This window comes from Paenibacillus sp. J31R34, assembly GCF_059383715.1.
On record NZ_JBXENU010000001.1, the window covers coordinates 1,208,584 to 1,223,722 of the forward strand.

Annotated in this window: 15 protein-coding genes; 2 read left to right on the forward strand and 13 right to left on the reverse strand. The window is 49.7% G+C overall.

Features of this window, described 5'->3' with window-relative positions; all coding sequences use genetic code 11:
* Nucleotides 1-63 precede the first annotated feature (63 nt).
* Nucleotides 64-594: a hypothetical protein gene (locus AC50YG_RS04985; RefSeq protein WP_494825105.1), complete on the reverse strand. Its 531-nt coding sequence runs from the start codon at nt 592-594 to the stop codon at nt 64-66.
* Nucleotides 595-817: 223 nt separating this feature from the next.
* On the opposite strand from AC50YG_RS04985, the gene AC50YG_RS04990 reads away from it, so the two are divergent.
* Together AC50YG_RS04990 and AC50YG_RS04995 are read left to right on the forward strand one after the other, a co-directional pair.
* Nucleotides 818-2,659 carry an extracellular solute-binding protein gene (locus AC50YG_RS04990; RefSeq protein ID WP_494825106.1) on the forward strand — a complete coding sequence of 614 codons (1,842 nt, stop codon included), beginning with the start codon at nt 818-820 and terminating at the stop codon, nt 2,657-2,659.
* 106 nt (nt 2,660-2,765) lie between these two features.
* The gene (locus AC50YG_RS04995) at nt 2,766-3,623 is read left to right on the forward strand and encodes an alpha/beta fold hydrolase (RefSeq protein ID WP_494825108.1); all 858 of its coding nucleotides are present in this window, start codon (nt 2,766-2,768) and stop codon (nt 3,621-3,623) included.
* A 59-nt stretch (nt 3,624-3,682) separates the two neighbouring features.
* On the opposite strand, the gene AC50YG_RS05000 is transcribed toward AC50YG_RS04995, so the two are convergent.
* The 12 genes from AC50YG_RS05000 to AC50YG_RS05055 all read right to left on the reverse strand — a co-directional run bounded on the left by AC50YG_RS05000 (nt 3,683) and on the right by AC50YG_RS05055 (nt 15,131).
* Nucleotides 3,683-4,135: a hypothetical protein gene (locus tag AC50YG_RS05000; RefSeq protein WP_494825110.1), complete on the reverse strand. Its 453-nt coding sequence runs from the start codon at nt 4,133-4,135 to the stop codon at nt 3,683-3,685.
* Nucleotides 4,125-6,161 carry an alpha/beta fold hydrolase gene (locus tag AC50YG_RS05005; protein ID WP_494825111.1) on the reverse strand — a complete coding sequence of 679 codons (2,037 nt, stop codon included), beginning with the start codon at nt 6,159-6,161 and terminating at the stop codon, nt 4,125-4,127. The genes AC50YG_RS05000 and AC50YG_RS05005 overlap by 11 nt, the downstream gene beginning before the upstream one ends.
* Nucleotides 6,162-6,192: 31 nt before the next feature.
* Complete coding sequence (locus tag AC50YG_RS05010; RefSeq protein ID WP_494825112.1) at nt 6,193-7,182, reverse strand: ABC transporter ATP-binding protein; 990 nt, start codon at nt 7,180-7,182, stop codon at nt 6,193-6,195.
* On the reverse strand, nt 7,182-8,156 hold the full coding sequence (locus AC50YG_RS05015; RefSeq protein ID WP_494825114.1) for an ABC transporter ATP-binding protein: 975 nt from the start codon (nt 8,154-8,156) through the stop codon (nt 7,182-7,184). The genes AC50YG_RS05010 and AC50YG_RS05015 overlap by 1 nt, the downstream gene beginning before the upstream one ends.
* 21 nt (nt 8,157-8,177) lie before the next feature.
* Nucleotides 8,178-9,101: an ABC transporter permease gene (locus AC50YG_RS05020; RefSeq protein WP_341282655.1), complete on the reverse strand. Its 924-nt coding sequence runs from the start codon at nt 9,099-9,101 to the stop codon at nt 8,178-8,180.
* A gap of 17 nt (nt 9,102-9,118) precedes the next feature.
* On the reverse strand, nt 9,119-10,036 hold the full coding sequence (locus tag AC50YG_RS05025; protein ID WP_494825115.1) for an ABC transporter permease: 918 nt from the start codon (nt 10,034-10,036) through the stop codon (nt 9,119-9,121).
* 78 nt (nt 10,037-10,114) lie between these two features.
* Complete coding sequence (locus tag AC50YG_RS05030) at nt 10,115-11,632, reverse strand: ABC transporter substrate-binding protein (RefSeq protein ID WP_494825322.1); 1,518 nt, start codon at nt 11,630-11,632, stop codon at nt 10,115-10,117.
* Between the two features lie 79 nt (nt 11,633-11,711).
* Nucleotides 11,712-12,902, reverse strand: a complete 1,191-nt coding sequence (locus tag AC50YG_RS05035) for a M20 metallopeptidase family protein (protein WP_494825117.1) — start codon at nt 12,900-12,902, stop codon at nt 11,712-11,714.
* A gap of 33 nt (nt 12,903-12,935) precedes the next feature.
* Entirely contained in the window at nt 12,936-13,649 is a 714-nt protein-coding gene (locus AC50YG_RS05040; RefSeq protein WP_341282652.1) for a FadR/GntR family transcriptional regulator, read from the reverse strand.
* 224 nt (nt 13,650-13,873) lie between these two features.
* Entirely contained in the window at nt 13,874-14,545 is a 672-nt protein-coding gene (locus AC50YG_RS05045) for a phosphatase PAP2 family protein (RefSeq protein WP_494825119.1), read from the reverse strand.
* Between the two features lie 196 nt (nt 14,546-14,741).
* Entirely contained in the window at nt 14,742-14,912 is a 171-nt protein-coding gene (locus AC50YG_RS05050) for a hypothetical protein (protein WP_494825120.1), read from the reverse strand.
* A 72-nt stretch (nt 14,913-14,984) separates the two neighbouring features.
* Nucleotides 14,985-15,131 carry a hypothetical protein gene (locus AC50YG_RS05055; RefSeq protein ID WP_341282649.1) on the reverse strand — a complete coding sequence of 49 codons (147 nt, stop codon included), beginning with the start codon at nt 15,129-15,131 and terminating at the stop codon, nt 14,985-14,987.
* Between the last annotated feature and the right edge of the window lie 8 nt (nt 15,132-15,139).

Here is a 15,139-nt window from a genome sequence, read left to right on the forward strand (position 1 = left end):
TTCCTCCATCGTTGAGTCGAATTATGCATTCGTATTTTTTTATCCACACATATTCTAAAGTGGTTATTCCTTCCAGTAGCCGTCATTTTTAATAGTGTCTATGCTGATTTTCGCGCGATTGTTGAGCGATCTCTTGTCTCTCAGCTTAAAAAGCGACAGCTCATGTCCTGGATCAATGACCAGCGGCTTTTTAATAATATCCTCCAGCAAATATAGCGCTGCTTCATATGACTCAAATCGAATGGCATCGGAAATCGTTGGACGAATCGCCTTAACCATTTCAATCAAATGCTCCGCATACATTAGCTTGACGATGCTGTCCGCACTCATTAGCTGCTTCATAACAAAGGCAACCACATTTTGTAGGACTCGCTCATCACTGTGCACCTTTACAATGGCCAGCAGCGAGGACGCCGCCTCCCAATCTCGAATCGATAATTGCTTGGTGCAGCTGTCTATACATTCGTTAATCCATTCATTTTCTACTTCCCTATCAATCTCGAACTGCTTGTACGCTTCATACACGCCTTCCCGGCGCATGCTCATAAAGCTGCCGAAATGCTGAAGGAACAGCTCCTTCGCTCTTTCCATCATTCATTTCCTCCTACATATTTAAAGGCACTTGCCTTGTCCCTTCCCATTATAAAATTTATTCGGCATGATTCCAACCGACTAATCCGAATTAATCCGATTTAATCGGAATTCATTCACATTAATCCGCTTTAATGACCAAGCTTTCGAATATAGCGGTAACCTTTTGGCCTAAATTACGTCTAGTAATTATTGCCATTATTTATACCGAAAGTGAGGATGACTAATGAAACGACGTTTCTTGCACGCAACAAAGCTCGCTGGCCTGACGCTAGTCGCCACTGTAACCGCATTCACCGCTGTGTCCGATGTTTCTGCCAGCATGTCCAGCCCATGGACGGACGATACCGCTTCTGAAAATAATTCGGCGCAATCGCGTGTTTCCGTCTCTTTTCAAAATACGACTGTCAGCCTTCCCCTGCCTCCGCAAATGATAGAAGGAACGATCATGATTCCCGGAAAAGCGCTTCTGGAGGGGCTCGGTTACCATATAACCTGGCACGCAGCTGAAAAACAGCTAATCGCTGAACACCCACGCAAGCCTAAGCTCGTATTTTGGGGGAATCGCAAGGAGGCTGAGCTGGGTGGAAAACCGCTTAGCCCTTTGAAATCCGTACCTTATCTGGAGCGAAAAATGATCTGGCTGCCGCTGAGGACCGTTGCGGAAGCAGCCGGTCTGAGCGTCACCTGGGACGCCTTCAACCGAACTGCATTTGTGAGCGATCCGCAAGCTCTCCCCCAGTTTAGCGTAATGACAAGACCAAATGACGGTACGGTAACTCCACCTATGCCGCTGCTCAAATATATGCAGGAGCATATGAACGTCGATGTACGCCTGCAATTGGCTGATCCTGAATTGTATAAGCAAAAAACGGCCGTTATGTTCGCCGCAGGCCAGCCCGCTTCCATTATGCTGCTGGAAGATCCTTACCAATACAATGATGAGCTGCTGGAGAGTCTGGCAATTGATTTGACGAGACAGTTGGAAGCTTTTCCACGTTTAAAGGCGCTGGCTGGCAATAATGCCGGAGGAAGGCGAGTCATTGATGGCAAGCTTTATGGCATTGCCCGCCCTGGTGATCATCATGACGCCCCCTTCCCAGCCATTAGGCAGGATTGGCTGGATAAGCTGAATCTGGCGCAGCCCAAAACGTTGGATGAACTATATGAGGTATTAAAGCAATTTACGTTTAGCGATCCGGATGGCAATGGCAAACACGACACAATCGGATTAGCGGGCTATTCGTATGACGCCGGACTCGGAACATTATCTTGGGTGGAGCACGCTTTTACAGGCAGCCCGGACCGCTTCTCCATGGAAGATGGCCAGCTAATTGATCATGCCGTCCAGCCGCAGCAAGCATTGGCGCTGAAATGGCTCGCCCGCGCTTATCGCGATGGTCTTTTAGACAAAGAATTTGCCGCTAGAAGCGGCGAACAGACGAAAGTCCGCCTGAGCGAAAATATCACAGGACTTGCTGCCATGAGCGTCACTGAGGCAGCTCAGCTTTCAACCGGGCAAGAGGTGTGGGTGCCGCTCTCAGGCATCCAGGCTACTTCAGCAAGCCCAAGGATTGCCCCTTGGAAGCTGGAGGGTAATGGGATGTACATCATTAGCACCATGTCGAGAACCGACCCTGAGCTGCTGCTGAACTGGCTGAATCGCGGCTATGAAATGACGGAGAAAAACGAATGGGGTACAATCGCCGAGCTTGGTGCCGCTGATTATTCCGCCATCAATCATTTGTTTGGGCAAAAAGATATGCTTAAAGGCAACCAAAGTGTAGCAGCATTGCCTGCCAGCGTACAGATCGCTTACGAAGCAGCAGCTTCCGAATGGAGCAAAATCTCTTATGCTGACACGACTTTGCCGCAGCTTAACAGCTTTTGGAATCAAGGCAAATATGCCGATCTAAACAATGAGCTGGCGCAATTTAAAATCAAAGTCATTATGGGCGCTGCAACGATTGAGGAATGGGAGCGTTATGTAGCCTCTCTAGCCGCTAGTGAGGAATATAAACGAATGATCGCAGATATTCATACTCATCTTGCAGCCCTGGCCAAGTGAGAAGCTGGCTAGCAGAGCTACTACAGGTAGCTCATCCTGCTGTTCATTGACCTATTTACAAGTCTGGGCATATAGTGGAGCATCTTAGTTTGAGAGGAATATGAAGATGCATGCTACTTTTGCAAGCCATAATCACCATCACTATCGCACGTATCCGATGAATGGCTGGCAAGCCCAGCCTCATCATGCCTCGATGCACGTGAAAGCACAGCCGGGAGAGCCTACGCAGCCGCTTACCTTTGTGCTCATTCACGGCGCTTGGGCGGATGCCAGCTTTTGGGACGAAACAGCCGCCGAATTGCGCAAAATGGGCCATACGGTATATACGCCAGAGTATCCTGGGCATGGCAAGGACCCGAATAAAGCGGTGACCCACGCGATGCTATCGCGCTCCATTGCAGATTACATTATTGCCCATCACTTGCGGCAAATTATCCTAGTGGGCCATAGCTTTGGCGGTTCATTAGTTCAAAAAGTGGCAGAGCTTGTTCCGGACCGCCTGAAACGTCTCGTATTTTTCAACGCCTTCGTGCTCAATGACGGAGAAATGGTCGCGAACGAGTTCCCGCCCGCCGCCCAGGCCCTGTTTCAACAACTGCGAGAAAGCTCCAAGGATGATACGATTATGCTGCCTTTTCCTTTTTTCCGGGAAACCTTTGTCAATCTTGCAAGCCTAGGACTGGCCAAACATATGTACAGCCAAATTTCTCCAGAGCCCGCCGGCCCATCCTATGAAAAACTGGATCTCAAAAAATTTTACAGCCTGACTACTCCCAGAAGCTATCTGTACTTCACAGTAGATAACGTTATGCCTCAATATAATCAAATGTATGGCTGGCATCCCCATATGTCCAGCAGACTAGGCTTATTCCGGCTTATATATGGGCATGGCGACCATCTGTCAACCGCAAAAACCGAGCCGCACATGCTTGCGCAGAAGCTATATGAAGCGGGACGGGACTAACGCATTCCGTAGAAAAAGGCAGCTAATCAGCTGCCCTTCCCTCCATACCCCAATCACTACTATTCCTGCTTTAAATGAATGGAAAACAAGCTTCTCCCACTTTCATCTGCTTCCCTGTCTTGAACGACCTGCCACTGCCGATGAATAAGCGCTTGCAGCTCCTTTGCTGCGTGCTCATCCAGCTCAAAGCCTCGCACTCCATCATCCACGCTGCTATAATCCCGCTCCGCTTGAAGGCTGAAGCGGAACCGAAGCAGCTTCTTCAAACCATTCAAATGCAAAAAACCAAATTCATAGCCGCTGCGGAAAGCTTCCTCCAAATCAATATGCAGCTCCTCAGCAAGCTGAACCCGTTCTACGAATGCCATTGAAGGCTCAGCCGTCCTATTCATAATGGATGAGAACTCCTTGCTTCGAATGCAAGATATAATATGCGCATCCGATTCACCGCTGCTTCGGCAGTTCTCAACTAGCAAAGCTAACGGCAGCGGCAGCTGCATTTTATGCTTCATCGGGCTCTCCTCCTGTTCCTCCAGCAGCGGCAAGATGCTTATTCAGCCAAGCATTCACTTCACGGAGCGCCTCCACGCGATAAGAGGGTTTGCCGCTTTTGAGGAATGCATGATTGGAGCCGGGATAGCGAATGAGCTTCGTTTGCTTGCCTAGCCGCTTTAGAGCGGTGTACCACTCGTCCGATTGCCCGACCGGGCAGCGAAAATCCTGTTCCCCGTGCATAATGAGCACCGGAGCCTTCACGCTGCTCACATAGGTAAGTGGGGATTTGCCCAGCAGCAATGCCTGCTGCTCCCAAGGGTTCCCTCCCACAATGCCTTCTGTGTAGGAAATGCCGATATCGCTCGTCCCGTAGAAGGAAAGCCAATTCGAAATACAGCGCTGTGACACGGCTGCTTGGAAACGGTTATTTTGGGAAATGATCCAGTTGGTCATTAACCCGCCATAGCTTCCTCCCATAACCCCCAAGCGCGTAGCATCGACAAAATCAAATCGTTCGATCGCCACGTCAACGGCGTCCATTAAATTACGGTAGTCGCCGCCCCCGAAATCACCTCGGCAGCTCTGCGCAAAGCTCTGTCCGTAACCGAAGCTGCCGCGCGGATTTACATAGAGAACAGCATATCCTGCGGAAGCAAGTGTTTGCAGCTCATGGCTGTAGGTTGGCGCGTACATCGCATGCGGGCCGCCGTGAATGACAAGCACCAGCGGTGCCTTTCCACCCTGAGGGAGCGCTGGCGGGCGCAGCATCCACCCTTGGATGCGGTCGCCATCCGTGGAATCGAACCAGAATGTCTCAGGAAAGCTGATGTCCAGCTCCTCCATTGCCGCCTTATTCCAAGACGTCAACCGCAGTTCTTCCCCGCTAAGCCGATCCAGGCGGTAAAGCTCGCCCGATCCATGTGCATCCATAGATAACACAATGAAATAGCGCGCGTCTGCCGTTTCGGCGAACTGGTAAATGTCGCGTTCTCCTAGCGAGACCGCCGCTGGCTCTTCTCCAGCACTGAACCGGTAAAGCTGGGCTTGTCCATGATAAGTACCTATGGCAAACACACCCGTTCCATCAGCAGCAAAAGACGGACCAGGCCTAACAGCAGCCGTACGCATGTCGTTCAAAATATAATTTCCTACCTGAATATCCGTCCCCTGCCATGCAACAGGAGTTCCCCCGGTATTCGGCACTGTGTAGATGCTGCTTTGTGTTCCGCTGCCGTACTTGCGATCTTCGGCGATTAAAGCAATCGTGCTGCCATCCGGCGAAAAGCTGAACTCGCTGATGCTCAGTGAACAATTCGTAATCCGGCAAAGCTCCCCGCCAGCCGCGCTGACCGTAAACAAATCCTGATAAGAGATTAAATCGGCATCGAGCTTAGGATCATCGAGTTTTTTGCTTAGAAAAGCAAGCTTGCTCCCATCTCCCGTCCACATAGGCTGTGACACATTGAATGCACCTGCCGTAAGCTGCGTCACTGCTCCGCTTGCAACCTCAACCCGAAAAAGCTGGCTGTATCTGCCGTCCCACCAGCCCGATCCTTCAGCTTTCGGAATCGTCCGCTCATAGCTTCGGCCACGGCGGCCTTCCAGCTTGCGAATTTCGTCCTGCGTGAGTTTTTCCTGCGCTTCTTCCTCGCTGATTCGGCTCGTATAGGCGATTGTGTTCCCATCCGGCGACCAGACGAAAGCGGCAACCCCTTGCTTTGCCGAAGTAAGCTGGACAGCTGTTTCGTTACTCACATCTACCAGCCACACCTGCTTGCCATTTTCGTTCACCCGCAAAAATCCGAGCTTCAGCCCGTCTGGCGACCAGCTCGGGGCAAAATCCTTTGGACCATCCGTTAATGAAGCATCCTCTTCGCCATCTATAGTTACGACGCGGATATGCGTCTTATAATCATTTGTATCCTGATCGATTTCTTTGTACACATAAGCTACTGAAGATGTAACCGGATGAATCGCCGGATCGCTGACCCAGCTGTACCTATATAAATCTTCTGGCTCGATTAAGCGTTTAGGCTCTGGCATATAAGCGCCTCCTCTTGATCTTAGCTTTTGTCTAGTTCAGCGGAAAATGACAGGCCGCCATGTGCCGGGAGCCGGAAGGCTTTAAGGCAGGTGCTTCTATTTTGCATATAGGCTGTACGTAAGGGCAGCGGGGATGAAAGGCACAGCCAGCCGGCGGATTAACAGCACTCGGCAACTCACCGGACAGCACAATGCGCTCCTTGCGGATCGTCGGATCAGGCACAGGAACGGCTGACAGCAATGCCTGCGTGTACGGATGCTTCGGCCGCGCAAACAAGTCATCACGACCCGCAAGCTCGACAATCCGCCCCAAATACATGACCGCAATGCGGTCGCTAACATGCTTGACCGAAGGCAAGCCGTGGGCGATAAAAATATAGGTGAGCGATAATTTCTGCTGCAGCGATTTCAGCAAATTTAAAATTTGTGCTTGAATGGATACGTCCAGTGCCGATACCGGCTCATCACAAACAATTAGCTTTGGCTTAAGCGCCAGTGCCCTAGCGATACCGATTCGCTGCCTTTGTCCGCCGCTGAACTCATGAGGATAGCGGTCCAGCTGATGCGCACCAAGTCCTACCGTCTCCAGCAGCTCCACTACCTCGCTATGTAGCTCTCGCCCCTTCGCTAGGCCATGAATTTTGAGCGGCTCGCCGACAATATCCTTAATCGTCATTCTCGGATTCAGCGAGGCATAGGGATCTTGAAAAATAATTTGCAGCTCCCGTCTTACATGCCGGATGTCCTGCTCATTCATTCCCGTAAGACGCCTGCCTTCAAACCATATCTCGCCAGACGATGGCTCAAGCAGCTGCGCTACCATCTCGCCCGTTGTTGATTTGCCGCAGCCAGACTCGCCTACGATGCCTAGCGTTTCCCCTTGATTAATCGTGAAATCGAGGCCATCTACTGCGCGGACATACTCATTCCCCCTCGCAAACCAGCCCCGTTTCAAGGGATAATACTTTCGTAAATCCTTCACTTCCAGAAGGGGCGCAGCATTAAAGTCGCTCTGGCTCATCATGACACCTCCTCGCTTTTCAGGCATCTCGCATAGTGACCATTGCCAACTCGCTCAAGCTCCGGTTTAATAACGGTGCATTCGCTGCCTGCATAGGAACAGCGAGGGTGAAAAGGACAACCGCTTGGCATGTCCAGCAAATTAGGCACCATGCCGGGTATCGATGCGAGCTGCTCCCTGTGCTCATCCATTCTTGGCAAAGAACCGAGCAGACCGACTGTATAGGGATGCTTCGGTGTTGCAAACAGATCGATGACCGATGCTTCTTCGACGACTTCCCCTGCATACATAACGACAACCCGATCCGCCATTTCCGCAACAATGCCTAAATCATGCGTAATTAGAATAACGCCCGTCTGCTGCTTCTTGCTGAGCGTTGAAATCAAATCTAAAATTTGCGCCTGAATCGTCACATCGAGCGCCGTTGTTGGTTCATCGGCAATAAGCAGCTTCGGCTCACAGGCGAGCGCCATCGCAATCATAACCCGCTGCCGCATTCCTCCAGACAGCTGATGAGGAAATTGGCGAACCAGCTTGGAAGCATTGGCTATGCCTACGCGCTCCAGCATGTCCACACTTTTCTGCCTGGCTTCCGCTTTGCTTGCGCCTTGATGAACCCGAAATACTTCCGACAGCTGATTGCCGATCGTAAACACAGGATTGAGCGATGTCATCGGTTCTTGAAAAATCATCGACATTTCGTTGCCGCGCAGCTTCCGCAGCTCCTTGCGAGAGAGCTTCACCAAATCGCGACCCTGTAATGCAATTTCCCCACCCGTTATAGAACCGGGAGAAGCGATGAGTCCCATTATGGACAGCGAAGTGACGCTTTTTCCGCAGCCAGATTCCCCTACAATCGCAAGCGTTTCCCCCTCTTCGACGGAGAAGCTTACACCGTTTACGGAAGGAATCACGCCTTTATCTGTTTTAAAGCTCGTATGCAAATTTTTAACTTCCAGCAAAGGTGTCGGCATATTGCTCCCTCATTTCCCTTCTTATTCCTTCGATTTCATGCGAGGGTCCAGCATATCGCGAAGCCAATCTCCGAAAAAGATAACGCCTAGAACCGTAATCGTAATGGCAAGTCCCGGAAAAGTAGCAACCCACCAGCTTGTAGCCAAATATTGGCGTCCATCGCTCAGCATCCCGCCCCAGGAAACCGCAGGCGGCTTAATGCCAAGTCCGAGAAAGCTGAGTGACGCTTCCATAATAATCGTCGTTGCCACGCTCATCGTGGAAATAATAATGAACGACGACAATACATTCGGCAAAATATGGGTGAAAATAATCCGTCCATTACGTGCACCTAATGCTCTCGCAGCTTTTACAAAATCCCGTTCCTTCACGCTGAGCACTTCCCCGCGGACAACTCGTGCATAAGAAACCCAGTTGGTGACGCCAATTACGAAGATTAGCGTTCCAAGTCCTGGTCCAAGTACGGCGAGTACAACAAGCATGAACAAAATAGCTGGAATCGCGATAAAAGCATCGGCAACCCTCATAATAATGGCATTTACCCATTTTCCATAAAAGCCTGCCAGCAAGCCCAGAAGGGCTCCGATTGCGCCCGACAGCATAACGGCTCCAATTCCGACGATTAAGGATACTTGCGAGCCGTAAACAATGCGGCTCCAAATGTCTCTACCCAAATTGTCCGTCCCCAGAAAATGCTCATGCATGCCGCCCTCCAGCCACATCGGCGGAAGCAGCCTCTGCGCCGGGCTGATTTTCGCTGGCTCATGGGTGGCAAACAACGGCGCGCCAATGGCAATGATGCATACGGCGAGTACGATCAGAATACCGAGCGTACCGGTCTTGCTTTTTAATAGCGACTTGATTCCCTGCCGCCATCTGCTTTCCGACTCCTCAGGCCGCTTGCCCGGCAAGCCATCCGCTTGCGATTTGGATAATAACGACATCTGCCTCACCTCTGGCTTTAACTGTATTTAATGCGTGGGTCCAGATACCGGTATACAATATCCGTTAATAAATTCATAACCAATACGATGATGGCAATGACGAATACCGCTGCCTGTACAATCGACATATCATGCGTATTGACGGCCGACACTAGCAGTTGCCCAAGTCCTGGCCATGAGAACACAGTCTCGGTTACGAGCGTCCCGCCAATCAGGCTTGTAAATTGCAGGCCCATGATCGTAACGACGGGAATCAGTCCATTGCGCAGCGCGTGCTTGAAAATAACGACGGTTTCCAGCAGCCCCTTGCTTCTGGCCGTACGGATATATTCCTGATTCAAAATCTCCAGCATGCTTGCCCGAATGAGCCTCGTCATTTGCGCCGCAATGCCAGCTCCTAGCGTTATAGCAGGCAGGACGAGATGCTCCGGTCCGCCCTTTCCGGAAACGGGGAAAATGCCCAATATAACCGAAAATAATAAAATCAGCATAATGCCCGTCCAAAAATTCGGCATTCCTTTGCCCAGCGCAGACAAACCTGAAATAAATAGATCCAAATAAGTGTTGCGCTTCAGCGCCGAAATGATGCCCAGCGGAATGGCAAGCAGCGTTGCAATCAGCATTCCCGCTCCAGCAAGCTGGAAACTGGCAGGCAGCCTTTCCAGCACAAGCGGCAAAGCTGATTGTCCGTAATGGAAGGAATGTCCGAAATCTCCCTGGACAGCATTATAGAGAAATAGGCCGAATTGAACATATAACGGCCGGTCCAGCCCAAGCGCCTTCGACAGAACGGCCCGATCCTCCTCTGTCGCCGTTTCAGGCAGCATCAGATTGACCGGGTCACCCGTCACATGTACAAGCACAAAAACGATGGCGGAAATGAGAAATAGAACCGGCACCATTTGCAGCAAAGATCTAAGAATGTATTTGCCCACTGAACGGCCCCTCTCCTAAGTAATGGATTAAAGCAAAAGGAAGGGAATAAAGTGCTATCCCCTCCTTTATGGCTACTATTATTTCAGCGTAATATCTTCCGCGTAATACATCTCATCAAGCCTTGGCGTGTAGCCGATGCCTGCTCCGATGCCGTAAATGCCCTTCATCTGGTACAGGTAAATCGTCGGACGGTCAACTGTAAATTGCTGCTGAACCTTCTGGTATTGCTTCTCGCGATCAGCTAAATCCATGTTTTGCAGCGCCGATTGCAGCAGCTCCTCTACTTCTGGATTGTTATAATCTGTCTCGCCAGCCGCATTTTCTTTCTTGAAGCGATTGTAATTGTTCGAGGCATCAAATAAGGAATTTCCTACGCCAAGCAGGAACAGCTCGTTGAATTTCTTCGAGTTCAGCTTCTCGCTGAAGCTGCTTGCCTCCAAAATTTCCAAATTGACTTCAAAGCCTACATCCGTAAGCATAGCAGCTACTACCTCAGCCACTTCTTTATATTGAACGGAGGATGAGAACGACACTTTCGCGCCATTTTCATAACCAGCTTCCTTCAACAGTGCTCTCGCGCGCTCCTGATCATACTCAAACGTTTCATACAGGCTCGGATCTGAACCGAAGTTTCCAGGTGTAACCGAAGTTCTCGTTGGAATGCCTGCCCCGCCGGCAATGCTGTCAATAATAACCTGATTGTCGATCGCAAGATCAATCGCCTCGCGAACCTTTGGATCAGCGGTAATTGAACCTTCGGTCATGCGCATAATGATATGAAGCACACGCTGAATTTTCGCTTGCTCAACACTTAGGCCATCGACACCTTCAATACGCGCAATGTCCGTTGATGGAACACCAGCAGCAATATCAACTCCGCCTGTCAGCAGCTCGGAAACCCGAGTCGACGCTTCAGGAATGGAGCGGAAAACAACATTTTCCCATTTCGGCGTTCCACCGAAATAATCGGCATTTTTCACCAGCTCAATGCGGTCATCCTTCGTCCATTTGGAGAATTTATAAGGGCCTGTGCCTACCGGAGCTTTCAAGAAAGCTTCAATACCGTTTTCCTCAATATATTTGGAAGGCAAAATGCCAGCTCCCATCCGGGACAAACGATTAAGCATAATCGGGTCTGGCGTTTCCGTAACAATGTCAACCGTATAATCATCAATAATATTAACTTCTTTAATATGCTTGTAATACGTATTTTGCTTCAAAGTAGTGTCCTTTGCGACACGCTCAAGCGAGAACTTTACATCCGCGGCTGTGAATGGGTCGCCATTGTGGAACTTGACGTCGTCACGCAGCTTCAATCTCCATGTCGTATCATTGACCTGCTCCCACGAAGTGGCAAGCACGGGCACCTTGTTTTGCTCCGCATCATTTTTCAGCAAATAATCAAACACATTGACGAGTACCGCTTCGCTCATCGTATTGTTGTTGTTATGGGTATCAAAGCTTTCAATATCCGTCGCGTTAGCGATCGTTAAAGTCGTTTTGTCCCCGCCCGCTGGAGCGCTAGCCGTCCCGCCATTCGTTTGCGTCTCATTCTTCGTCTCTGCGGCGTTGCCGCAACCTGTAACAACCAGCATAACCGCTATTATTGCTGCAAAGCCCTGTACATACCATCGTTTCAAATCGCACAGCCTCCTGAAATTCGTTTTAGTTTGTTTATTCCCGTGGATCAGCCAAATAGTTAAGTGCAAGAGCTGACAGCATGGCAGCTCCGTAAGGAAGAGCAGCTTCATCCAAATCAAACTGGGGGTGATGCAGCGGGTAGGAGGTATACTCCTCGCCGCTTCCAACGCCTAAACGGAAAAACACGCTTGGCACTGCCTCGGAATAAAAGGCAAAGTCCTCTCCGCCCATCGACGGCTTTACATAAATCCATTTTTTTCCGTTAAATAGCTGTTCGCTTGTCGAGGTAAGAAAATCAACCATCGCTTCATCGTTTTGCACAACTGGATAGCCCATCTTGTAGTTCAATTCGTAGTCTGCCCCAAAGGATGAGGTCACGCCGCGAATGATGTCTTCAAGCAGCTGCGGCATCCGCTCGCGGACTGCCGGCGTCAGTGTCCTGACTGTGCCGACCATCTCCACTTCAGGAGCAATCGCCGCCCCCATGTAGCCTCCGTTGATTTTGCCAATCGTCACGACAACCGGCTCAAGCGGATCAACTAGCCGACTCGCCACATGCTGCAAGGCTGATATCACCTGTGCCGCTACCGTAATCGCATCTACCCCTTCATGAGGACGGGCGGCGTGGCCGCCTTTGCCGATGATCTTAATCGTGATGCTGTCCGCTGAAGCGAAGGCGTCTCCCTTCGTTACGGAAATGGATCCTGTCGGCAGCGAAGGGAAAACATGCAGCCCGGCCATTACGTCCACAGCGGGGTTTTGCAGCACACCGTCGTCCATCATCGCTTTCGCGCCAGCTAGCCCTTCCTCGGCGGGCTGAAACACAAATTTGATATTTCCGCTGGCTGGCTTGCCTAGACCCACAAGCAGCTGAGCCGCACCCATAAGCATGCTCGTATGAGCATCATGGCCGCATAAATGAGCTTTGCCGGGTATTTTCGATTTGTAAGAAACGGATTTCAGATCCTCAATCGGCAAGGCATCCATATCCGCCCGAAGTGCAATGGTGGGACCGGGCTTTTCACCGCGAAGCAGTGCGACAACGCCTGTTTTCCCAATATTCGTCTGAACCTCCAAGCCTAGCTGCCGCAAATGCTCAGCGACGATTCCCGAAGTTCTTACTTCCTCAAATCCAGTTTCAGGGTATTGATGGAGGTCTCTGCGCCATGCTACTAGTTGTTCCTTCTGCTGATTTGCAAGAGCAAGAAGCTCATTTAATTTCAAAATCTTCACCCTCCTACAGTGCCGGTTGACCAGTTAACTGTCTCCTTCGACAACGACACGCGCATAAATCGCATGTACGGTTTCGTCGATGTGCTGCTTCATCGCTTCTTTCGCGCCGTTTCCATCACCGGCATGAAGCGCATCAAGCAGCAGCATATGCTTGTCATAACTTGTCCGCCTGACGTTCTCGTTATAGGGCATCAAATCCAGTGCAGGATTAATTTTGGTGCGAATTTTCCTGACTGCCTTCTCGAAATAATCGTTTCCGGAAGCTTTCGCAATCGACAAGTGAAATTTGACGTCCAGAGAACGGAACATTTCACGCGTGCAATCCTCTTCCATGCTCGTTTCAATAAAACCTCGCAGCTGTTCGAGCTCTGCCGTGCTTATCCGCTTTGCAGCAAGGTAGGCCGCTTCTGGCTCGATAATGGAGCGATATTCGAATACTTTCAGCATATCGTCCCAGCCGCCGCGCACTTCCTCCCGCGTTCTCTGATGCGAGTTTATCGTTAAAGGAAGAACGAATGTGCCGCCCTTGGCTCCAATTCGTTTCTCAATTAGCCCCTTGCCCTCAAGCTCGGATAACGCCTCCCTAACCGCAAGCCTGCTAGCCTTGAACACCGCTGCAAGCTCCCGTTCCGTTGGCAGCTGCTCCTCCGCTAGAAAATCTTTCAGGATAATCGCTTCCTCTAGCTGCTCCAAAATAAAATCGCTAACTTTTTTAGCGGATACTTGTTCGAACTGCATTTGACCCCTCCAAATCAACAGAAAAACATTAAGGTTCAAACCTTAGACCAAAACTACCATATCAATCCCTATCTGTCAACTTGGTATTTGAATTTTCTTATAACGCTGAACCTTATCATTTCTTATATTTCAAAAAAACCGCCGTAGAGTTTGGACGTATAATCCAAACCCTACGGCGGTCTGCCCTGCTATTTCATGTTGATTTTGGAGCTGTGTAGACAGTTTTAAGCAGCTTTTACGCGAGTAAAGTACCGAGCACACTGAATGATTACAATTAGCCAAACCAAGCTAATCAAATACGCCCCTACAACATCGCTCGGATAATGCACGCCTAAATAAATGCGGCTGATCCCAATGCCGACAATCATAATCGAGCTGAAGGCAAGCAGCCATTTCCTCGCCTGCTCCAATGGAATATGACGCCAGCATAAGTATGTAATGATTCCATAAAAGGTGAAAGCATTCATCGAATGCCCGCTCGGAAAGCTGTACCCTACTTCCGTAATAATCGCATTCAAACTCGGCCTTGCACGTTGAAACATTAGCTTTAGCCCAACATTAAGCAGCGCGGAGCCAAATACAGCTATTAAAAAAATGAGCGTCTCCCTGCGGCTTTTCCAAACAAACAGCAAAACTAGCGTAAAGGGAACCGCTAACAGAGACACTATGTATACAGACCCAATGAACGAAAGAAACTTCATGATGCTAGTCCAGATCGGTGCATGGAGCATTTGAATGTCATGGATTACCCCTTGATCCAGCATCCTCACCAGTTCGGTTTGAACTGATAACCCGATTAAAACAAATAGAACAAAGCTCACGATCGCCAGCACATTCAACTTTGAAAAAGAGAAAACAACCACTTCCTGACTGTCTTGAATTGTTGAAATCTTCAATTATTTTGCTTTGAGGCTTTACCAAAATCTTAAGTAAGATAACATTATACTATGATATCCTTTATTAATGAAAACCCAGCTCATCCACTATATATTGCCGAAGCAGTTACATGGTTGTATAACGACCAAAAAGCCTGTGTGAACAGGCTTTCATCCTGTTTGCGTTGCCTGCTGTGCTCCCTTTCCCTATAAGTTCTCAGGGACGTTTACGAATCAAGCGATTTATTGCTGTGGTCATTGCTTTCTCGTTATCGCCGTCCGCATCTGCTTTCTCCAATGCAACTAACGCCAGACCATAACCGAACAATGACAATGAAGCAGAAATTTTAAACAGATCGTTAGAGGTTATTTTTTGTTCATCAGACAAGCTTTGCTCCTCCTCGCTAGGTGATCTTATTCCTCGGCCCTATACTTAAAAACGAAGTTGCCAACGCCCTCGTCAGGAGGAATCCTCTTTCTCCGCTCTGGCTTTTAAAACAGCAAATAGCCCAAAAAGATCGCCAACCACTAATATAACTGCAGACCATAAGGCGAGATCATCGGCTGAAGGCTCATTCGATTCCGGTTTTGTAGTGGTTTTTGACATCCGGATTA